This window comes from Streptomyces sp. NPDC060232, assembly GCF_042726555.1.
Classification (GTDB): Bacteria; Actinomycetota; Actinomycetes; order Streptomycetales; family Streptomycetaceae; genus Streptomyces.
The window spans coordinates 864,875-885,671 of record NZ_JBHXAG010000001.1; the positions used below are offsets into that span (position 1 = coordinate 864,875).

14 protein-coding genes and 2 pseudogenes are annotated in these 20,797 nt (G+C 70.6%); 9 read left to right on the forward strand and 7 right to left on the reverse strand.

The window, feature by feature from the left end:
- Nucleotides 1-12: 12 nt before the first annotated feature.
- Nucleotides 13-543, reverse strand: a complete 531-nt coding sequence (locus ACFWFZ_RS03915; RefSeq protein WP_387116103.1) for a hypothetical protein — start codon at nucleotides 541-543, stop codon at nucleotides 13-15.
- Nucleotides 544-686: 143 nt separating this feature from the next.
- Between ACFWFZ_RS03915 and ACFWFZ_RS03920 the strand changes: the two are divergent.
- The 3 genes and pseudogenes from ACFWFZ_RS03920 (at nucleotide 687) to ACFWFZ_RS03930 (ending at nucleotide 6,611) form a co-directional block, all read left to right on the forward strand.
- Nucleotides 687-1,263: pseudogene (locus tag ACFWFZ_RS03920) on the forward strand (DUF4253 domain-containing protein).
- Nucleotides 1,264-1,457: 194 nt separating this feature from the next.
- Nucleotides 1,458-5,579: a hypothetical protein gene (locus ACFWFZ_RS03925; RefSeq protein WP_387116106.1), complete on the forward strand. Its 4,122-nt coding sequence runs from the start codon at nucleotides 1,458-1,460 to the stop codon at nucleotides 5,577-5,579.
- 291 nt (nucleotides 5,580-5,870) lie between these two features.
- Nucleotides 5,871-6,611 (forward strand): hypothetical protein, encoded by a 741-nt coding sequence (locus ACFWFZ_RS03930; RefSeq protein WP_387116109.1) that lies wholly within the window; start codon nucleotides 5,871-5,873, stop codon nucleotides 6,609-6,611.
- Nucleotides 6,612-7,585: 974 nt separating this feature from the next.
- Here ACFWFZ_RS03930 and ACFWFZ_RS03935 read toward each other — a convergent pair.
- Together ACFWFZ_RS03935 and ACFWFZ_RS03940 are read right to left on the reverse strand one after the other, a co-directional pair.
- Nucleotides 7,586-9,157, reverse strand: coding sequence for an alpha/beta hydrolase (locus ACFWFZ_RS03935; protein ID WP_387116112.1), 1,572 nt, complete (start codon nucleotides 9,155-9,157; stop codon nucleotides 7,586-7,588).
- Nucleotides 9,158-9,864: 707 nt separating this feature from the next.
- Complete coding sequence (locus ACFWFZ_RS03940) at nucleotides 9,865-11,352, reverse strand: hypothetical protein (protein WP_387116115.1); 1,488 nt, start codon at nucleotides 11,350-11,352, stop codon at nucleotides 9,865-9,867.
- 401 nt (nucleotides 11,353-11,753) lie between these two features.
- Between ACFWFZ_RS03940 and ACFWFZ_RS03945 the strand changes: the two genes are divergently transcribed.
- Nucleotides 11,754-11,957 carry a hypothetical protein gene (locus tag ACFWFZ_RS03945; RefSeq protein ID WP_387116118.1) on the forward strand — a complete coding sequence of 68 codons (204 nt, stop codon included), beginning with the start codon at nucleotides 11,754-11,756 and terminating at the stop codon, nucleotides 11,955-11,957.
- A 329-nt stretch (nucleotides 11,958-12,286) separates the two neighbouring features.
- Here the strand turns inward: ACFWFZ_RS03945 and ACFWFZ_RS03950 are convergent, their stop codons facing one another.
- From ACFWFZ_RS03950 to ACFWFZ_RS03960, 3 genes are all read right to left on the reverse strand, one after another.
- Entirely contained in the window at nucleotides 12,287-12,769 is a 483-nt protein-coding gene (locus ACFWFZ_RS03950) for a hypothetical protein (protein ID WP_387116121.1), read from the reverse strand.
- A gap of 64 nt (nucleotides 12,770-12,833) precedes the next feature.
- Nucleotides 12,834-13,280 carry a hypothetical protein gene (locus ACFWFZ_RS03955; RefSeq protein WP_387116124.1) on the reverse strand — a complete coding sequence of 149 codons (447 nt, stop codon included), beginning with the start codon at nucleotides 13,278-13,280 and terminating at the stop codon, nucleotides 12,834-12,836.
- 318 nt (nucleotides 13,281-13,598) lie between these two features.
- Nucleotides 13,599-14,159, reverse strand: a complete 561-nt coding sequence (locus ACFWFZ_RS03960; RefSeq protein WP_387116127.1) for a hypothetical protein — start codon at nucleotides 14,157-14,159, stop codon at nucleotides 13,599-13,601.
- Between the two features lie 532 nt (nucleotides 14,160-14,691).
- On the opposite strand from ACFWFZ_RS03960, the gene ACFWFZ_RS03965 reads away from it, so the two are divergent.
- Together ACFWFZ_RS03965 and ACFWFZ_RS03970 are read left to right on the forward strand one after the other, a co-directional pair.
- Complete coding sequence (locus tag ACFWFZ_RS03965; protein ID WP_387116130.1) at nucleotides 14,692-15,135, forward strand: hypothetical protein; 444 nt, start codon at nucleotides 14,692-14,694, stop codon at nucleotides 15,133-15,135.
- A 143-nt stretch (nucleotides 15,136-15,278) separates the two neighbouring features.
- Nucleotides 15,279-16,264, forward strand: a pseudogene (locus tag ACFWFZ_RS03970) (IS256 family transposase).
- A 51-nt stretch (nucleotides 16,265-16,315) separates the two neighbouring features.
- Here ACFWFZ_RS03970 and ACFWFZ_RS03975 read toward each other — a convergent pair.
- Nucleotides 16,316-17,650 carry an alpha/beta hydrolase gene (locus tag ACFWFZ_RS03975; protein WP_387116133.1) on the reverse strand — a complete coding sequence of 445 codons (1,335 nt, stop codon included), beginning with the start codon at nucleotides 17,648-17,650 and terminating at the stop codon, nucleotides 16,316-16,318.
- A gap of 68 nt (nucleotides 17,651-17,718) precedes the next feature.
- Between ACFWFZ_RS03975 and ACFWFZ_RS03980 the strand changes: the two genes are divergently transcribed.
- The 3 genes from ACFWFZ_RS03980 to ACFWFZ_RS03990 are packed head-to-tail and all read left to right on the forward strand — an operon-like array spanning nucleotide 17,719 to nucleotide 20,763.
- On the forward strand, nucleotides 17,719-18,336 hold the full coding sequence (locus ACFWFZ_RS03980; protein WP_387116136.1) for a TetR/AcrR family transcriptional regulator: 618 nt from the start codon (nucleotides 17,719-17,721) through the stop codon (nucleotides 18,334-18,336).
- Nucleotides 18,337-18,389: 53 nt separating this feature from the next.
- On the forward strand, nucleotides 18,390-19,403 hold the full coding sequence (locus ACFWFZ_RS03985; protein WP_387116139.1) for a site-specific integrase: 1,014 nt from the start codon (nucleotides 18,390-18,392) through the stop codon (nucleotides 19,401-19,403).
- Between the two features lie 4 nt (nucleotides 19,404-19,407).
- Nucleotides 19,408-20,763: a tyrosine-type recombinase/integrase gene (locus ACFWFZ_RS03990; protein ID WP_387116142.1), complete on the forward strand. Its 1,356-nt coding sequence runs from the start codon at nucleotides 19,408-19,410 to the stop codon at nucleotides 20,761-20,763.
- Nucleotides 20,764-20,797 lie beyond the last annotated feature (34 nt).

Here is a 20,797-nt window from a genome sequence, read left to right on the forward strand (position 1 = left end):
GCCCTCCCGGCATCAGCCCGAGTTGCCCCCGAGATCGACTCCGACCGCCCGGCCGCCCTCCTCGACACTGTCGGCGCGCACCGAACCCGTCAGGTCTCCTGACGCGGCCGTGCGGGCGCGGATGCCCGCCACGTAACCGCGCACTTCCTTTACCTCGACCCCACCGCGGATCCGGGGCCCGTCCTCCGGTCGCGGTTCCCCACGGAAGACGATGGGCGCGCCGTAGACCGCCTCCAGAGTGCGACGCAGCCCGTCCACGAGCGCGAGGACCTCGGCGTCCCGCGGGTCGAGGGGGTCCACACCCTGCGCGTACTCGCCCAGGTGGCGCCGGAGCAGACGCAGTTCTGGTTCGAGTGCGGCGACCCTCTCCGGGTCGGCGACGAGTTCCCCCGGAGCCCCCTCGAACAACTCCGCGGGCAACGAGGTGGTGGCCGCGCGTCGCTCACGGAAGTTCCGCAGAACCTCACCCGCCTGTTCGTACAGGAACCTGACCCCCTCGTTCAGGGCAACGGCGGTGATACCTGCCAGTGTGATCGGATCCACGGTGTCGTCCCTCCTCTCGCGTTACCCCATTCTGCGGCGCCGCCGCCCCCCGGCACCAGGCGTGCTCGAAGCGGGCGTCCGGACGGCTCCCGGCTACCCGCTGAGCGACTTGAGCGTCGCTGGGGCTGTCGCTGTCGGCGGTCATGGGCGGCGGCCTCGTCGCCGAGTTCCACCTCGGCCTGGCCGTCCCCGCTGCCTCGTGCGCCTGGTACACGAGCGGCGATCACGCTCACACCCGCCTCTGGGGCCGGGATCGCGCGACCGGGGCTTGGGCAGCGGTTGACCACGACGCTGCGCCCGCCGACTTTGCTGTTGCCCAGTGCTTCGCGTGCCAGCGCCTCTGCCTCCTGGTGGCGTCCCAGTGCGGTGAGGGCGTAGATCTGGGAGCGCAAGCCGGCCCCGATGAACTGGCCTCCGAGTTCGTCAAGGCGTTCCTCGTCGACTGCCCGCGAACACGTCTGGGGCTGATCGCCGCACCTTCGGGTGCCGATGCGTTGACCGTTGCGGGCTGGTTTGGCCCCTGCAACTACGACAACGACACCGCGATGATCTCCGCCGTCCTCCACGATTGGGAGCACCGGTTCTGCGCCCGTGTCGTCGCAGGGGTTCGACACGCTGCACCTCAGCGTCGCCGCGCCGCCGGTGAGCGAGCGGAATGCTCTCCTGGTCGCGGCCGAGCACTTTGCGTTCTGCCCGGACAACATCTGGCAGGCCTGCTGACCGTACACACTGGCCGCGTACGCCGAGCAGATCACCGGTGCCCACCGCTGGGACTTCTGGTGGGACTGATCCGTCCCATACCTGGGAAGCGATCACCCGTCTGGCGGGAAGCGATCTTCAAGGGGCTTCACGCATGCCTGATCAGAGGCACTCGTGAACAACCCCTGTCAGAACCACCTGGCAAGATCACACGTATGACCAGCAACACCGGAACTCCCGTCCCGCTCCCAGCCAATCACCGCATCTCCGAGACGTACGCCGACTGGGCACGTACTCAGGGGCCGGGCGTCGAAACCGACGCCCGCGACACGCTGGAACGGGCGGGCAGCAGCCGGCACCGGGCCTGGGAGAAGCCCGGCCGGTTCGTGGACGACGCGGAGCGCCTGGCCCGGGGCCTGCCGGCCAACCACCTGCCCTGGTTCTGGGACACCATCGGTCATTGGATGCTGGAGACGCACCGCCGCTCCGCCGCCCGCGCCTACGCGCAGGCGCGCGCCGCCGAGCGCACCCACGCTCTGCCGGTCGATCCCGACTGGCGGCGGGCGAATCAGCTGCTGTTCGCCCGGTTCGGCGCCCTGCCCGCCAGTGAACTCAGCGGTGCGGCGGCCTGGTTGGCCGGTGTCCTCGACCCGGTCGACGCGCACCACGAGTTCGTCCGCCTGCTGAGCGCCTGGGCGGCGTCCCCCGGCGAGCTTCCCGCCGATCTGGCCCGCCGGGTCCGGGACTCGGCCCGTGCGGCCGGGCTCGGCAGCGAGGAGGAGGCCCGGGTGCTGGGCGGGGTGCTGGCCGCGGCCCGCGGCAAGGCCATACCCGACCGGCTGCTCGACGCGGCAGCCGGCCCGCTCCGCGACCACCCGCCCGCCGACGAGCAGGCCACCGCCCTCCTCGACCTGTTTCCCGAGTCGAAGAACGACGCGGCTGCCTGGCTGCGGCTGCTCATCGCGTGCGGTGCCGCCGACGCGGCCGCGGCCGGGCGGATCACCCCGGAGGGCGGCCTCGGCGACTGGCTGCGCCGGTACGCCGCCGGGTACTCCCACCGCACGGTCGGTGGCGGTGGGGTGACCCGCCAGCCCATGCCCGCGGAACTCTTGGACCTGGTGGGCCGGTTCGCTCCGCTGCTGCGCGCGCACGGCACCCCGGTCCGGCTGCACGAGGACCGCTATCGGTGGCCGCATCTGGACGCCGACCTCCTCGACCTCTGCCTCGCCGAGGGCGTACCCGTCCACGACCCCGGTGCTGCGATCAGCCTGGAGTTCTGGGGTGAGCACTCCCAGCGCGACCTCAAGGCACTCGCCACCGACCCGGTGTTCGGCCCCCGGCTGGAAGGCACCGTGCACGCCGGGCTCCGCACCCGTGGCGGCACTGCGATCAGCGGCACTGCCATCAGCCGGCTCCCGCACAACCCGGGCATCACGGCCGAGGTGCACGCCCGCGTCGAGAAGCTGCTCGACGCCCTGCGCGGCGGGGGACTCGCCGCCGCCGACGAGGCCGTCGACGAGCTGCGCGGCCTCCTCGACCGGCCCACCGCCATCGCTCTGGACGGCATCGAGGAGGCCCTCGACGCACTCGACCTCACCGGCCCACTGGCCCGCGCCCTGCGGGCCGGGCTCCCAGAGGAGCTGGGCTGGCCCGCCCTGGACCAGGCCCTCGCCGCGTTCCGGCCTGACGAAACCGTGCACGTCACCTGCACCTGGCCGGTGCTCACCGTGTACGGCGAGACCCGCGCCCTCGCCGTCGACCACGCCGGGCTGCGCGCAGAGCACACCCTGGAACTGCCCGACGGCGCACTCGGCCACACCGTGCACTGGGTCGGCGGACAGTTCCTCGTCGCCTGGAACGAGGAGCACAAGGAGAACTCTTCCAACACCGCCTACTGGTCCGACCACCCCAGCGAAGAATTCGAACCAGAGCAGACGTACGGGCTGCGCCCCTACGGCGGCAGCATCCAGGGCGGCCTCGGCTACCAGTTCGAGACCCCGGACGGGGGCGGCCGGTTCGACGGCGAGCGCGTGCTGCGGGCCGGGGGCTGTGAGGGCATCGGCGCCCGCGACTACCAGATGAACGACGGCCACGCCTTCTGGAGCGCCACGGTGTTCAGCGAGGGGCGCGGCGGCTGGGCCCGCATCGACCCGGCCACCGGTGTTCCCACCGCCGACCGCACCCTGCCCGCCTTCCACGACCCCGACCGGTCCCCGCCCGGCACAAAGCCCTTCCCCGACCACCGCATCCTCGCCGCACTGCCGCCCGGCGCCCCGCCCTCCCCGCTCGGCCAGGACGGCACACTCACCGGCTGCCGGGTGGACTACCGCACCCCGTACGCGGGTCCCTCGCCCCGCGAGTTCGTGCTGGAGTCCATCGACGGCCGCACCGCCTCCTACCGCAGCAACAACTGGGGCCGGCGCCCGTGGGGAATCCTTGCCCTGCCGCTCGGCGGTGAGGACGCCGTCCTGGCCGGAGGGACCACCATCCGCTGCCATGCCGCTGGCGACAACTCGTTGCTCTGGCAGGTCCAGAGCTTCCCCGGCAGCCGCCACAGGACCCGGAGCCGGGCCACCCTGGGCGAACTGGCCGGGCCGGTGCCGCCACCTGCCTTCTGGCACTTCCTCACCCCGCGCGACGAGCCCTCGTCCCGTGTCCTGCGGACGGTCACGGACAGCGCGGTGCGCGAGCTGCTGCACCAGGGCATCGGGCGCCCCCTCCCGGGAGTGACCGACCCGCGGGTCCAGGAGGGCGTCGACCGCGCCGTCCGGCTCGCCGCTGACGTGCTGCGCCGCCGCCAGGAGCTGTCCCACCGGGTCGCCGTCATGCGGGCCGGGCCGGTCGTCGACCTGCCCGACCCTGCGCCGGACAACCGGCTCGTCCCGGCCCTCCACGGCCTGCTGCCCCAGCTGCGCGGCTACGAGGAACGGCAGCCGCAGCCACAGCCCGCCCTCCTCACCTCGGTCGCCGCCGACGGCCGGTACCTGCGCGGTGAGATCGACGACGAGGTGCGGGTGCTCGCCCTGCCCGCGCCGCCCTCCGAGTGGGCGGTGCTGACCGGCCGGATCGATGCCGTGGCCTGGCGGACCGTCGTCGCGGCCACCCCCGACGAGCAGCGACAGGCGCTCGCGGCATTGCTCGGCGTGTGGAGCCGGCAGCCGTTCGCGGAGGCCGACAGCTCCTGGCGGACCGGCCGGGCCCCGGAGCAGCGGATCGCCGCACTGCGCGCGGACGGTTTCGCCGTGGCCTCCGGCCCGGACCGCAGCGGTCTCGCCCCCTTCCTCCAGCGAGCAGCCGATCCGGTACCAGACGATGCCGAGGAGTGCGCCACGCACACCGTCGCCACCGACGACACCGCCCGGCTCCCCCGCCTGCTGGCCCTGCTCGCCGGACAGGGCCCGCTGCCGGTGCCCGAGGAGGCCCTCGACCTGTTCCGCTGGCGCACCGGGGTGCCGCGCCCGATCGCCGCCCTGGTCCTCGACGGATTCGCCGGCAGCGACGACTACGGTGCGCACCGCAAGCTGGTCCGCTCCAAGCCCTACAAGGCGGACCAGAACACCCTCTACACGTACGACGAGTTCCAGCGAAGGCTCGGGCCGGCCGGCCGACGCGCCGTCCTCGCCGCCGCTCTGCCCGGCGACCCGGCGGAACTCTGGGCCCCTGGCGGGATGACCGCGGCCGCGGAACGCATGGCCGTGGCCTGGGCCCAGCTGCTCGGCAGTGCCCCGTACACCGATGACGGCAGCCATGCCGCTGCCCTCGCCGCGGACCACGGACTCCCGGAGATCTGGGCCAAGGCCCTGCTCACCGGCCGCCTCGAGAACCCTCTGGAGGCCGACGGCATGCAGGCCGCCGCCACCGCTGTCGCCTGGGCTCTCGCCGAGCGCCCGGTAGAAGACCCTGCGGCGCAGGGTGCCCGCGTCCTGCTCGGCGGGCTCACGGACCTGCCCGCCGATCTACTCACCGCTCTGCACAGGCTGGCGGACCGGTCCGCCACCACCCCCGTTCCGCCAGGCCAGTACGAGACCAACCCGCTGTTCAGCGTCCCGGAGCTGGTGGACGAGGTGGCGGCGGCTCTCGGTGTCAGCCGTGACGCGGCCGCCCTCCAGCTCCAGCTGCACACTTTCGACCGCCCGGCCGACCGCACCGTCCGCCGCTGGAACTCCTGGTCCATCGGTCATCACCGCGCCGTCCGCAAGGAGCTGACCGCCGCAAAGGCCCCGCGCCCCAAACCCGCCGCCCCGGCAGAAGCCCCCGCTGCGGTCCCGGCACCCGCGCACGAGCGGTTCACCCGAGCCTGGGCGGACAGTGCGGCACGGCCAGAAACGAATGCGTGATGCTGCTGCTGCACGCCTCACGCACATACGGCTCCGTGGCACGCAAGCAGGAAGGCAGGGTGGCGGGGTGATGGTCGCGCGGGCCGACGGCACCGAGTGCTTGCGCCTGGGTGTGCCGCTGGCGGCTGCGCGCCCCGCTGCCGGCGGCGATCAGAAGGAGATTCGTGACCGCTTCCCGGCGGTCGTGCCAGAACCACAGGCGGCACCGCGCGCAAGCGGGCCCCGTGTGTCACCGGGATTCCGGTGAGGTAGCCTCCGCCTGATCATCCGTACCGTGCTCGGGGGCAGACCATGGCAATACGCTTCGCACTGCGGACTTCCGGCGTGCCGGCCCTCGTGGCGGTCGCCACACTGGCCGTCGCCGGCTGCGGGGCGGGTCCTGGAAAGCCTGCGTCCGAGCTCGCGCCCCCCGAGCCCGCCTCCGCCTCCGTCCCCCCTTCCGCCGTGGCCTCCGCGAGCCGCCCGCTGACCGCCGAACAGCTGGTGTCGGCTGCACTGCCGCAGGAGAGCCCGGACGCGGACTGGCATCCCGTCTCCGTCCGCGAGCCCCAGGTCAGCGGCCGGGAGGACCAGGTCTCCGATCCTGCCTGCCGACAGCTGCTGGCAGCCGCCCACGCCTGGCGGCCCTCCCAGCCGGCCCCGTCCGTGGTGGGCCAGACGTTCAACTGGAAGGACGACAACGGCGGCGCATCCACCCTCGCCTCGTATGGGAACTCCGGCGCAGTGGCGGTGTTCGCGGAGGTTCGCGAGGGTCTGAGCACCTGCCGGTACTACGAGAGCCCGGCCCCCACCACGACCTACAAGGGCACGGTCACAGTCGATCCCGCCCCGAGACTCGGGGACGAAGCGGTGCAGTTCGAGATCACCGCCCCCACCGAGGTGGGCCCGCACGTCACCCAGTACACGGTGGTCCGCACCGGAAGCGTCATCGCCACGTTCACCAAACTGTCGGTCGGCGGCCGCGACATACGCGCCTTCCCGCCCGCCATGATCGCCCAGCAGATCTCTCTCCTCCAGCAGGCGCAAAGCTGAGGCCCACGGCCCCTGGGCCGCCCCCTTCCGGATCTTTCCTGACCCACGTCGCCCGCACGCACCGCCCTCGCCTCCCGCCGTCGCCAAGTACTACGGAGCCGGCGTGGACATCTGCCCGCCCGGCCGCGGCAACCGCGGGTGGAGAAGACCAACCACTCCGTCGGCCCGACGCTGGTGGCGCACGGTCCCCGACGGGGCTGACCGTCGTCCAGGCCCGGTCCGGCGTCAACACACTTGCCGTCCGGAGGGACGAGTGGCGCCGCCGCATCGACGGAGTGGCCACCACGGTCGGTGAGCTCGCCGCGGCCGAGCCGATGCTCGACATCCCGGTGCGGCCCCTCCCCGGCCGAGCTGGAAGTCGAGTGGACGGTCAGCCCGCAGAGCCTGGTGTTAGTTCGACGGGAACTTTTACTCCGTCCCTCCCGGCCTGCCCGGAGTCCAGGTCAAGGTCCTCAACCGCCTGGGCGACCCCTCACCTACCGCCGCCCAGTCCAGGCAGACGTGCTCGCAAGTTTACTCCCCTGATGGAGTTTTTCCAGGGCGCCGCATCCGCCGGTCACGCGATGCTGATCTGGATCGACTGATCCACCCGGGGGCAGCCTGAGGGTTAAACGACAAGCTTAGGGGCGTAGTACGAGTTGATGGCGTCGATCAGGGCGGCCGTGTGCTCGGCGAGACTTCAGGCATGGCCGCCACGTTGACCCTGCTGTCGGCGGGGGGCCAGCGCTCGGAGCTGTTCGGCGAGGCGCGCCGGGAGGCCGTCGGCGACTGGGCTGATCCTGGCATACACCTGCCCCCCGCCGAACGCCTCCGACGACCACGGCTGGGGGCGCCCTCGCTCCGGACAAGCTGCCGCACGCACGAGCCCGATGCGTGATCCGCCACAGTGAGGGGCGCCGTGGCCGAAGCGGGGTCAAGGGGAGCCGGCAGAGGATGCCTGAGGGGCGCGCACTCGGAACGTGAACGGCCGGCCGCTATCCCGCCTGCTTGACGCAGGTCCGGTCCCTCGCCGGCAGCTTGCCGGTGGCCAGGTACCGGTTGACCTGGTCGTCCACGCAGGCGTTGCCATAGTGTCCGTAGAGGGCGTGCCGGTTGGCGCCCTCAAGGGTGACCAGCCTGGAGCTCGGCAGCTGCTTGTGCAGCTCGACGCTTCCCTTGTACGTCGTACGCGGGTCACCGGTGGCGGCGACGATCAGTGCAGGCGCATCGCGCCGCACCCGGGTGGGCTCTTCGCGCGGCGAGTCCCAGAAGGCGCACGGGTTGATGTTGTTGGTCAGAGCGCCGAACAGCGGGTGCGCGGTGCGGTTGCGCTCGATGTCCCGCCAGTAGAGCTCGGGATCGCGCGCGGCGGCCACGTCCCCGCAGATGACGGCTGACTGCGCGCCGGTGGGCTCGCCCTCACCGCGCAGCACGTACCGGAGCTCCGGGACGAGCATCGGCGGCACCGTCGTCGGCCGGCCCTCCGCGGCTTTGGCCAGTACGGAAAGCAGCTCGCCGAACGACGCCCGCGCCGGGGCGGTGTCGTCCGCGATGCCCGAGAAGAGGAGGAGCGGCACCTGGCTGTCGTCGATCCGGAAGGCATCGGCGCCGGCGCCGATGGTCAGCGGACCGCGCGCGGCCACCGCGACGATGCGGTCGACGGCGGCGAGCACCTCGGCGCGGCTGCGGCCGAGGCCGTAGGTGTCGTGGTGCTCCGCGGCCCAGGCTGCCCAGTCGGACAGCGCCTTCTCGTTCTCGCGCTCGGTGCCCTTCAGCAGCCGGGGGCGGTAGTCGCTCGGGTTGATCGCCCCGTCCAGCACCATCCGGTCGTGGCGGCCAGGGAACATCTGCGTGTAGACCGTGCCCAGGTAGGTGCCGTACGAGTAGCCCAGGAAGGAGATCTTCCGCTCGCCGAGCGTGCCGCGGATGACGTCCATGTCGCGGGCCGTGTTGCGGGTGGTGATGTGCGGGAGCACTGCGGCGTCGGTGGCCCGGCACTTGTCGGCCAGGCTCTTCTGCAGGGCGACCTGGCGGTCGAAGCCCGCCCGGCCGGTGCCGGCGGACAGCCAGGTCATGCCGACGGGCAAGCCGCAGTCCAGCGCGGTGCTGCGCCCGATGAAGCGCGGGTCGAAGCCGACGATGTCGTAGCGCGCGCCGACCTCCTTCATCGACGCACGGGCCTGCGGCGGGGACTGGAGGGCGGGACCGCCCGGACCGCCGTTGTTGAGGAGGATCGCGCCGATGCGGTGGCGGGTGTCGGTGGCCTTGAGCCGCGAGATCGCCACGGTGATCGTGCGCCCCCGGGGGTCGGCGTAGTCCAGGGGCACGGTCACGTCCGCGCACTGCACGCCTGCCTGGTCCAGATCGCGGCCCGTGGTGTCGTCGGTGCCCTTGATGCAGCTGCCCCAGCCGAGGTGCTGGCGGTAGTACCGGTCCAGTCCGGCCCTGGAGCTGTCCTGGGCGGGGGTCTCGGCGGCCGTGGCCAGGACGGGGGAGGACGTGAGGCAGGCGGCGAGGGTGAGGCCCACGGCGAAGGCGCGGCGTGCGGCGGGGCTGACAGTGGTCACGGGGTCTCCTTGAGCATCGTCCGCTTCGTGTGATCGCATGCCCCGAGGCTAGGAACCCGCCCTGGTACGGCGCATCGCCCAAGGGCACGAGGACCCCGGTCCCGTCCACCCCTGGTCCGGGACCTGCGGCCCGGTCCGGCCTCCTCCTCCGGGAGGAGACCGCCGGCGGGGCTGCGCTGAGGGTTGTCCAGGTCACGCGCCTGCCGTAAGGGGAGATCGCCCACTGGGACCCTGCCCGACAGCGTCCAAGAACGCTGGCCCTACGGTCTGGATCCAGATGGCTCGCCCACATCGCCTTGGCACTGACACCCCGGGCGGAAGGAACGTCCATGATCTTGTACAGTCCGATCGCAGCACCCCCGGGGAGAATGACAGAGCGTCCTTCGCCGCGGCTTCCTTTGAGCCCTGGCTGGTGTTCCCCAGGGTGTTCCCACCGAGCGACAGAAAACGGGCGAGCCCCGGACCGTGGATCGGTCCGGGGCTCGTTTCTTGTCGTGCGCAGAGTAGATGTCAGTGCGGCGCAGGGTTCTGTCAGTCGGTGCGCCGGGACCGCTGCCGCCGGTGCTTCGCAGTAGGCCTCTCGGCTTGCCGCAGCCGGTCAGGAGCGTGCCGGGGTGCGACCGAGCGGGTCAGTTGGCGGACTTCGCGAACTGAAGCGCTCACAGGTCAGACGAACGATCGGGTAGCGGCACTGTGTGCAGAGGCCGTCAGGTTGTGGTGGAACAGAGGAGGATTCGACCGTCGTGGGTCCCGATGAGCAGGCGACCTGCCTGGGTGAGGGTGAGTGCTGTCGGTATCAAAGACACGTTTCCGAGGCTGAGACGGTGTCGCCAGAGCACGGTGCCGGTATCGAGGCCGAGAGCGACGATCTCGCCGTCGTCGTAGGCGATGAAGGCGGTGGTCGCGTCGGCGTCAAGGGCGGTGGCGGAGTAGTCGGTGCGAAAGACCCACTGTGGTGTCCCGTCCGATGCCGCGCGACGTACGACGAACGAGTCACCGGGCTGGCGTCTCTGCCTGCAGACCCTGCCCGCGTGGATCAGGCTCCCGTCGGCGGCCTCCACGCCGGGCCCACCGTAGTGCTCTTCACCGGGGACCCAGGAGTAGGGGAACAGGCGCCGTACGTTCTTTTCCTCCGGCTCGGCCGGTCGGTCAGACCTCGTTCGGGCTCCAGCTCGGCGGTGGCTACCCACGGAACGCCAGGACTTGAACGCCGGGCGCCTTCCTGCTTTACGCAGGAAATACGGTTGGCCGGCGTGCCGGATATGAAAGGGGTACCTGCTGGCGACGGGTATACCCCTGATCCAGTACCTGGAGGGGGCGAGGGTCGGATCGCCGTCCGCCGCACTCGACAGTGATACATAGCCAGACGGTGCGACCTGGTCCACTTGCGCACCGTCCGCCAGCGACAGCCGGACCACGGACTGCGGGGGTCGGTTGTGTCTTTCGGGGCGTACGAGGGAGATCCAGGCTGAGGTCTCGTCCCAGGCCACGGCGATTTCGCGGCCCCCTTCTTTGTCCGGGATGGCCCATTCCCGTTCCCCCGACGGAAGCCAGCACTCCAATTGCACTCCGCCGAGCGTGGCGAGGATGCGGCCGTCCGAGAGCTCCTCCGCTGCCCGAACGGTGAGACGCGGGTCCCAGTCCGGGCCGAGCTCGGTCACCAACTGGTACGCCGCCGCCCGGCCATCGGGACGGGGCGCTGGTACCCGGGGGCCGGCCAGATCGTAGGGCGTGATGGATCGAGACGGCACCATGGTCCAGTCGGGCCGGAGTACCACCGCGGTGTGACCGTGCGTGTGCGCTTCCTTGTCCTGCCAGTCGTCGGGCGGGGTGCTCCAGGTCAGGCTGAGCGTCAGGCCGTTGCCGGTCAGCCAGTCGAGGTGGAGATGCGTGGTGTGTTCCTTGCCGAGGCGGCGTCGGAGTCGCCGCAGGTGATGCCAGCTTGCGTATCCGTGCAGGATCCGGCGTTCGGCGGGGTCGGTGCGGCCCTGGACTGCCGCGGTGATCCAGCCCTCCAGGGCGACGAGGCGTTCGTCGCGGGCCGGCAGTGCTCCGGTGGCGACCATGACGCTGCGGAGATGTGCGAGAACCCTGCTCGCGGGGAGCTCGTCGAGTGTTTCGTGTGTAACGGGTCGTTCGTCGCGGCCGATTTGCTGGAGCAGGGTGCTGACCTTCGAGCCCGATAGCCAGAACATGGTGCTGGTGGGACGTTCGGCTCAGGACAGTGCCTCGTAGAGGGGGACGAGGTCTTGCCGGACTGTGCCGGTGTTGCCGCCAAGGGGGTCGCGTACCAACTGGTCGAGGGCACATCACTGGCAGGGGCGGGTGCTGAGCTGCCATGTGGTGCGGCAAACGGGGCAGCGGGCCCAGAAGTCCGGATCCGGGTTGATGCACTTCGCGCACAAAGGCGCGTCCCAGGTGCCGCCGCGGACGTGGTCGACGGTGCCGCAGCTGCTGCATGGACGGGAGGCACCCCCGTGGCCGGCCGCCTCCCCCGTGCGGGGGAGACAGACGCGACCTTCGGCCGATGCCCGGACCCTGCATCGGTGGCGACGATCGAGGGCATGCCATCACACGTCCGGATCGGAGTCCCGTCATGCTGAAGTGGACCCTGCGCGCTGTCGCTGCCCTCGCCATCGTCGCCGCAATCGCTACCCCGGTTGGCGCACCCGGGCCCGAAGCCGCCGTCGCCACAGCCGCTGTCGCCGTCGTCGCGCCGGCATCCGGCCCCGGCACCCCTGGGGCCAAGGTCACCTCCGCCGACGAGGGGAAGGCGAGGTTCGATTACCTCGTCGCCTAGCTCCAGAGCCAGTCGCTGGCCCAGGTGGCGGTGCTGGGCGACGGCCCGTCCGGCAGCTTCGCTCAGGTTGTGCCAGAGGTGCCACGGCCCACGACCTGGACGGCCTGTGGAGCGATGGCGGAGGCGCCTTCGGCGAGGAACGGTGCCCGATCCCGGCAGATGACCTCAGCGCCTGGCCGTTCGGCGAGCCAGGCCGCGAGGCTGGATGCCTCGCGGTCTGGCAGCAGGTCGACGGGGCGCCGGCCACGACCCGTCCTCGATGAAGGCCGACGACCTCGCCCCGGCGCCACGGACGGCCCCGGCACCTGGTGCGCACCCCAGCATGCTGCCTACCAGCCGCAGTCGGGCACTCCCGCGATCTTCTCGCCGCCCCGGATGTAGATGTTGTTCACCCAGCCGATCGTGCCGTCGGGCAGCTTGAGCAGCGTCCACCAGCGGTTTCGGTAGCCGCTGTCGACGATCTCCTCGCCGGGGTGCTGGCACATGCCCTCGGCCGTCGTCCGCGACACCGTGGCGACGATCTTCACGCACGAGGCGCGGGAGGGGTAGTGGACGCAGTCGGCGTCGGCCCCGTCGTAGCGGACGTTCACATTGGTTGCCCATACGTAGACCGACGTCGCCGCCGCGGACGCGGGAGAGGCGGGAGAGGCGGGAGAGGCGGGAGAGGCGGGCGAGGCGGGCGAGGCAGTGGTCGTCGGGGGACCGGCCTGGGCGGCCGCGGGCGATGCGACGGCCGTGGGCGACCCCAGGGTCAGAGCCGCCGCGGCGGCGGCCGCGGCGGTCATTGCCTTGATGAGACGTCGAGTGTTCACGGGTTCCTCGGGTGTCGTCGGATGATCGGGCGAACGGCGGTGGCGGGCGCCGTCAGGGGCGGATCTAGATGAACTCGCAGTGCACGGTGGCGTCGCCGGGGCGGTAGACCGGTGCGCCGGGGACCGGGGAGTTGTTCGAACCACCGCTGGCGTACACCGCGGAGATCCAGCCCAGCGTCCGGCCCGGAGTGATGATCTGAACCCAGTACGTGTTGGTGTACGCGCCGTCCGTCACGCGCCCGGCCTCGCCTCCGTCCATCTGGCAGTACGCCTGGACCCGGACGTTGGTCAGCCGCTCCGTGGTCGCCAGGGAGCAGGAGGTGCTCTGGCAGGTGCGCACCCGGACGTCGGAGGCCCACACGTGCACGGATCCGCTCGGCGGGTGCGCGGCCGCCGGCTGCGCACCCGCCATCAGGATCGACGCGACGGCCAGGAGCAGCCCTGCGAATGACCGCAGACCGGCGGTGCCGAAGCGTCCGTGCCGGCGCGTTGTCGGTGACGAGTGCGTCATTGTGGGTCCCTTTCCCGAGGTGTGCCGCGAGCGGCGGGTGCCGCGCGCTTCCGACCTCCTGACGGGAACCGGTCACGTCTCGTATGAGCGTCGCGCCGGCGGAATCGGTACGCCCCGCACGACCGTCACGCGCCGTCCGCGACCCGGCAGCCGGCCGATCCCGGCACCCGCGTCACTCCCGGGCTTCGCGGCTGCCCAGGGCACGCCGAACACCCGCCGCCCCTCCTCCCGACGGCTGAGCCCGACGGCTGAGCCCGAGGGCTGGGCCCGCGGCCGCAGCTCCTCACCATCGAGCCGAGCAGGGCTGCCGCCTTGTCCTCAACATCCTTCCCCGGTTCCCGGCGTGAGCGGGCCGGCGGCGACCCGTAGGTCCTCAATGAGGCGCAGAGCAGCGGCGCAGGGGCCGGGCTGGTTTAGCCGGTCGGCGAGGACCGGAGCCTCCCCGGCGAGGGCTGCCGCATCCGCCAGGGCACCTCGGTCGCGTCGGACGGCGGCGAGGTCCAGGCAGGTCAGCGCCACGTACGGCCGCGCGCCGAGAGCCCGGTTGCGGATCAGCGCCTCGCGCAACAGCTTCTCGGCGTCCTCTGCCGGGTGGCCGGCAGCCAGGGCCAGGCGGCCGGGTTCGCGACTGACCGTACCGGAGAAACAGGCCGTCGGCGTGCCGAGCGCTCCCGGATACGGCTGGAACAGCACCAGCTGGTCGTATACCAACTGCGCCCCCTCGGCATCGCCGACCAGTGCAAAGAGGTCGACCACGTGCAGTAGTACCGCCGGCCACGTCGGGTTCGCCATCGGGATCGGCAGCAGCCGACGCAGCTGGGAGTAGGCCTCCTGCGCCTCGTCCGGCCGCCCCGCGAGGAACAGAGCCCGCGCCCGCACAGAGAGGGAGGGCGACCTCGGCGAGCAGGGCGGGCTGGTCGGTCGCGTTCGCCGCGTGGGCCGCTTCGGTGCAGTGGCCCAGGCTTTCGTCGTACTTCCGGTACTCGGCGCGGGCGAGCTCGATGAGCGCCGGGACGCGCTGCGGGTCCATCGGGGCGTGTACGGCGGCGGCGTCCGCCATGTGCCGGGCGGCATCGGTATAGGCGTGTTCTTCGCGGGCCTGAGCCGCGGCGATGCGGGACCAGTGCGCGGCGGCGGCACGGTGGCCGGGCTCCTTGCCGGCCCGTCGCCAGTGCGCCGCGATGCGTGCCGCCTCGGTTCCGCAGAGCAACTGCCACCGGACACACCACGGAAGGCGTCGGAGGACGACTTCACCGAGCCGGTCGAACACCGGGACGCATCCGCTGTACCCCTGAAGGGTGACGTAGGGCCTTTCCGACCCTCTGTCGCACGTCGGCAGGGAAGGGATCCGCCTGGCCCAAAGACCAGCGGCGACCCGCACGGGCGCCGCACGCCAGAAGTGGAGTCGGCCATGACATCCGTACCGAACGGCACGTACACGATCACCCGCCCTCCCGAGCAGCTGCTCACGCTGCTGGACGGGGCATCGGAGCCCAAGACACCCGTTGTCCTGCTGCCTCCAACCGGCAACCCCGGCGAGCAGGAATGGCAGCTGGAGAGACTCAGTAACGGCAACTACACGATCCGCAACCTCTGCAGCGAAACCTACGTCTCCTACGACGGCGACCCGGAGATGAACAAGCCGGTCGTCGGATACCCCGAGCCGCGCGAGTGGACTCTCTACCAGAGCGACCAGCCGCACACCTTCCACGTCGTCGTACCCGGAGGCCCTGTCGACGGCGAGGAGCTGGCCCTGGACCTCAGCCTGCTGCGGATCTTCCCGCCCCGTATCGCCCTGAGGCCACTCGACGTCAGCAACCGCCGCCAGGCGTGGACCTTCCAGTTCATGGAGTAGAGACGTGAACCGGGTGCCCGGGTCGGCAGCCGGCCCGGGCACCGCCCCGAGAACGCGGCCCTGCTCAGTACAGCGCTTGTCGGGTGACAACAAGCCCGTTTCTGTGTCGACTGTCGTGCTTCGGCTCACTGGAGGGGCATGCGATGTCGGTGAACTCGGCTTCGAGCTGGTCGGCGCGGGTGCCGCCGTCCTTGAGGCACACGTCTTGTCACCGGCTGATCGACGAGCTGGTCTCCCGCGCCCAGGCCGAGGGTTTGCAGCTGACCGGCGAGGGCGGGCTGCTGCAGCAGCTGACGAGGCGGCTGCTGGAGTCCGCCCTGGAGAGCGAGATCACCGACCACCTCGGCTATGACAAGCACGATCCGGCCGGGAAGAACGGCGGCAACTCCCGCAACGGAACACGAGGCAAGACCGTCCTGACGGACGTCGGACGGGTGGAGATAGCCGTGCCCCGCGACCGGGACGGCTCCTTCGAACCGAAATCGTCAAGAAGCGGCAGAAGCGCCTGTCCGGCGTCGACGAGATGGTCATCTCGCTGTCCGCGAAGGGCCTGACGACAGGTGAAGTCCAGGCCCACCTGGCCGAGGCCTATGGCGCCGAAGTCTCCCGCCAGACGATCTCGACCATCACCGACAAGGTCATGGACGGCATGGCCGAATGGCAGAACCGGCCCCTGGACGCGGTCTATCCGGTGGTCTTCATCGACGCGATCCACGTGAAGATCCGCGACGGCGCCGTCGCCAACCGGCCGATCTACGTCGCTCTGGCGGTCACCACCGAAGGCCGGCGGGACATCCTGGGGCTGTGGGCCGGCGACGGCGGCGAGGGCGCCAAGCACTGGATGCACATCCTCACCGAGATCAAGAACCGCGGCGTGAGCGACGTCCTGATGCTGGTCTGCGACGGCCTCAAGGGCCTGCCCGACGCGGTCGAGACCGTCTGGCCCCGCACCACCGTCCAGACCTGCGTGGTCCACCTGCTGCAGGCCGCCCTGAAGTGCGTCTACATGGCGATCATGTCCCTCGACCCCACCGGCCGGGGTCAGGCCCGCTGGACCATGCGCTGGAAGACCGCCCTGAACGCCTTCGACATCACCTTCGACGGCCGACTCTCCGCAGCCCGTCAGTAACCCCAACCACCCTCGATACACCGTTCGATTGACAGACCCGGCTGCACGACTTCATTTGTGGTCGCGCATGAAGGCAGGGATCTCGTCGCGGGTCGGGTAGTTCGGCAGGGGGGCCGGCTTGTCCTGAAGGAACGCAGTGATGACGGCGGCGGCCCGGTCGTTGTTGTCGTCGAGGCCGTTCCACATGTGATGTCCGACTCCGGGCATGTACTGCGTGCGCTGGATGGCGGGGTCATTGGCGAGGATGGCGGTCGCCCATTGACGGACCTGGGAGGAGCATTCGGCGATCATCAGCATCGCGGGGGTCCGGGACTGCCTCAGTAGCGGTGCGATGGAGGGCGAGTCCTTGACTGTCTGCTGGACGCGGAGGCTGGCGGCGGGGCTGAAGGAGAAGTTCTGTTCGGTGTCCTCGCTGGGGATGCGGTGCGCGTCGCCCGCGCAGTAGGCGGATGCGGTGTCGCTGCCGAGGTCTGCGGCGGTGAAGGCGTTGGCGCCTTCGGCCTGTCCGATCAGTCCGGTGTCGGGGCTGAGGAGTCCGAGTCGCATGAGGCCGAATGCCACGGCGTACCGGGGGACGTGCGTCGATCGCGGTCCGGTCGGGTTCGGGGCGAGGCCTTGTGCGGATGCTCGGCCCTTGTGCCCGGTGATGTGTGCGGTGGGGCCGTCCATGGGCCCGGGCTCGGCGATGATCGCCCGGTGCAGGCGTGTGGCGACGCCTGGGTCGGCCAGGGCTCGGGTGAGCACGACTCCGCCTCCGGAGAATCCGAGGATGTCGACCTTGCCCTTGTCTAGGCGGTCGACGAAGGCGGCGAGGTCACGGACCGCCTTGGAGATCGTGTACTGGTCCATGGGGAGCAGGTCGCTTCGTCCGCCGCCGGCCTGTTCGTAGGCGTAGACGTCGTAGCCCTGGCGTGCCAGGAGTTGCAGAAAGGTGTGGTCTTGCACCGAGATGCCGCGGATGGGTCCTCCGTGGAGGTACACAAGCGGGACGGGATGCCGGGGGCCGGGGTTCGCGGGCGGGTAGTGATAGACCGCGACCCGGCTGCCCGTGGCCAGGTTCCAGTGCTGAGTGGACACGAACGGCAGCGCGGGCGGATACCGCCGGGCCGTCGGTGCGGTCGGGATACAGACCGCCGCCGTCAACGCCGCCGCGACGACCACCGGCAGGAACGGCACGAGCCGCGCCGGCCAGGTGCGGTGCCGACCCCGCCACAGCGCGAAGACGGTCCCGGTCCCGAGGGTCGTCAACCACGCGGCGAGCCCCGAACCCGCCCCGTCCGTGAGTGCGATCAGTGCGAGGAAGACGACGACCAGCGCCGCAACGGCGGCCAGGGCCAACAGTAGGCGTCCGGTGAAGCGGACGAGACGTATGACGAACGTGGGCACGGCGGACCTCCGACAGTTTCAGAACGCTGTTTCAAAACGACGTTATCAGAGGGGGTAGGCTGCTGACCGTGGGTAGGCCCAGAACAAACGACGAGGCCGTCAAAGAGCGGCTTGTGGAGTGCGCGACCGAGATGCTCGCCACCCGTCCGCGGGAGTCCGTCACGGTCCGCGCCGTGGCCACTGCCGCCGAGGCGTCGACGACGGCGGTGTACTCCTTGTTCGGCGGTAAGGACGGGTTGATCCGTGCGGTGCGCGACAGAGCCGTCGCCGGCCTGTTCCAGGACCTGTCGGCGGTACAGACCTCCGCGGACTCTCTCGCCGACCTCTACGCACTGGCCGTCGCCTACCGTCGTTGGGGGCGCGGACACAGCCACCTCTACACGGTGCTGTTCGGTGGTGTGCAGTCCTTCGACCCGTCGGGAGAGGCCGGTGCCAGTGACCCGATCCGCCCGCTCCTCGCGGCGATCGATCGTGCCTTGACGGCGTCCGTCCTCGCCGGCGAAGCGACGTCGATCGCCCTGTCGATCTGGGCTACCCTGCACGGGCTCGTGACTCTCGAACTCGCCGGGGCCCTCGACGCCACCACGGCCGAGGCCGCTTTCCGCTCGACGATTCACGCCACGCTGCGCGGATGGACGACCCCGGAGGTGTTCCGCAGTCTTCACCAAGCCGAACTCGCCCGGTGACCGGATCAGGGCCGGAATCCAGGCTCTCCCGACCCTGGCTGAAGCCGTGGTGCGTGGTCGGTGACGACCGGCATGCCAAGGTCAACCAGGTGCGGCCGTCCATCGGTCGGAGCCCGTTGGAGGCTGTTGAGCTTGGCCATCGCGGCGTCAAAGCTGACTTGAAGTCCTTCGACCTCGCCGAGGCAGCCGTTGGCGCGCGCCTCGCGGATGCGCTCGCGGAGGTTCTGGATGATCTCCAGGAGGCGGGGCCGCTGGCGAGGATCCATCTGGAGGACCGGGCAACGGATGCCCCGTTGACTGAACGAACCCTGGAGATTGCCCAGTTCAGTGGGCGGATGGAGTCATCGAGCACTACGGTCACCCCCCGTGATGAACGATGCTCCCCGACGAGATTTTTCGGCCCTGGTGGTTCCCCGGTTGGGTCGGCTGGTGGAGACCGGCGACCGGTATACGAGCCCTACCGGCTGATCGATCCCGACGGAGCGGCCGTCGAGGCGGTCGCCATCCACTTTCAGGAGTTGCTGGCCGCGGGGAAAGCGCCGTCAACGGTTCGTTCCTACGGGTTGGATCTGTTGCGGTGGTGGCGGTTCCTGCAGGCCGTGGACGTTTCCTGGAACCGGGCGACCCGTCGGGAGGCCAGGGACTTCAGCTGCTGGATCCAAGAGACCGTCAAACCCATGAAGATCAAGGCCCAGGGCCCGCAAGCGGTACGGGGAGCCGGTGCCGCGAACCCGGTGACCGGGAAGCCGTCGACCGGATCCGGATACGCTCCGGCCACCGTCGTGCACAGCGAGACGGTCCTGCGCCGGTTCTACGATGTGCACCGCGATGCGGGGACCGGCCCGCTGCTCAACCCGTTCCCGCTGGATCTGTCCCGCCGCTCTGGGCGGGCTCACGCGCACCACAATCCGATCGAAGCTCTGTCGCCCGGAATCGACTCACTGCGGCTGCCCCCGGCGGTGGCTCGCGCCTGGAAGGACGACCTGAAAGTCAAGAAGCGCACCGTCGTCGGGCCCCGACGGCAAGAGCGTCGAGGTCTCCAGCCCGCGACTCAACGCCAAGGATGAACTCATGCGCGTCCGAGCGTTCTACCTCGACATCGCGCATTGGGCGGCCGAGGAACCGGCCCGCTGGGGGCCATGGGCCGTGCCCTGTCCGATCAGCGACGACGAGATCCACAAGGCAAAGGAACGCAAGAGACGCAAAGCCCGGATGGATCAGCGCACCCGCGAGCGGCTGCCCGTCCTTCCCATCTTGGTCAGCACCACCGACCGGCGGCGCCGTGAAGCCGCCGGCCTGCTCCAGGCGGCGGGAGACACCGAGCCCGGAGAACTGATCCCCGGCACCGGCGGAGCCCTGCGCAGAGCCATCCCTCCGAAGGCCGCAGGCCACCTCACGTGGGCAGAGGAGACCTCCAGCGGGCGCCGGCGAAACCTGTCCTATGAAGAAGAGGAAGCCTTCTGGGCGTTCGCCGCGATCGAGGTCCTGCGTCTGACCGGCGTTCGCAACGAGGAACTCCTGGAACTCACGCACCACAGCGTCACCCAGTACCGGCTCCCGGCCACCGGCGAGGTCGTGCCGCTGCTGCAGATCGCTCCGTCCAAGACCGACACCGAGCGACTCCTGTTGGTCAGCCCAGAACTCGCCGACGTCCTCAGCGCCATCATCAGTCGACTGCGCGGCCCCGGCGGGATGGTTCCGCTGGTGGCCGCCTATGACGTCCGCGAGAAGGTCTGGAACCCGCCGATGCCGCTGTTGTTCCAGCGCGGAATCGGCTCCGAGCACCGCGCTTTCACCCCGACCGCGATCCGCAGACTGCTGATCAATGCGCTGGCCGCGACCGGGCTGACCAACGCCGAAGGTGAGGCACTGTCCTTCTCTCCCCACGACTTTCGAAGGATCTTCGTCACTGACGCCGTCATGAACGGACTGCCCCCGCGCATTGCCCAGGTCATCTGCGGTCACAAGAACATCGACACCACGATCGGATACAAGGCGGTCTACCCTGCCGAGACGATCGACGCCCACCGGGCGTTCATCGCCCGCCGACGGGCCTCCCGCCCCGGCGAGGAGTACCGGATCCCGACAGAGGATGAGTGGGACGCCTTCCTCGCCCACTTCGAGAAGCGGAAGGTGTCCATCGGCACCTGTGCACGCGCCTTCGGATCCCCCTGCATTCATGAGCACGCTTGTGTCAGATGCTCGCTCCTCCGACCTGACCCGGCCCCACGGGCACGGCTTGCCGAGATCCGCGACAACTTGATCGCCCGAATCGCCGAAGCCGAGACGGAAGGCTGGCTCGGCGAGGTCGAGGGTCTCCAGGTCAGCCTGGCTGGCGCCGAGGAGAAGCTCAGCCAGCTCGATCGGGGCCACGGGCAGCATACGGCCGTGGACCTTGGCATCCCCACCATGCGTGGTGATCGATGAACCCACGAAGGTGGCTGCCGCATGGCCCTCAACC

Excerpts from the sequence above, each read along its gene's own strand:
- ACFWFZ_RS03925 (WP_387116106.1), top strand. The coding sequence starts at position 1,458 with ATGACCAGCAACACCGGAACTCCCGTCCCGCTCCCAGCCAATCACCGC.
- ACFWFZ_RS03930 (WP_387116109.1), top strand. The coding sequence starts at position 5,871 with ATGGCAATACGCTTCGCACTGCGGACTTCCGGCGTGCCGGCCCTCGTG.
- ACFWFZ_RS03940 (WP_387116115.1), bottom strand. The coding sequence starts at position 11,352 with ATGTTCTGGCTATCGGGCTCGAAGGTCAGCACCCTGCTCCAGCAAATC.
- ACFWFZ_RS03945 (WP_387116118.1), top strand. The coding sequence starts at position 11,754 with ATGCTGAAGTGGACCCTGCGCGCTGTCGCTGCCCTCGCCATCGTCGCC.
- ACFWFZ_RS03955 (WP_387116124.1), bottom strand. The coding sequence starts at position 13,280 with ATGACGCACTCGTCACCGACAACGCGCCGGCACGGACGCTTCGGCACC.
- ACFWFZ_RS03965 (WP_387116130.1), top strand. The coding sequence starts at position 14,692 with ATGACATCCGTACCGAACGGCACGTACACGATCACCCGCCCTCCCGAG.
- ACFWFZ_RS03990 (WP_387116142.1), top strand. The coding sequence starts at position 19,408 with ATGCGCGTCCGAGCGTTCTACCTCGACATCGCGCATTGGGCGGCCGAG.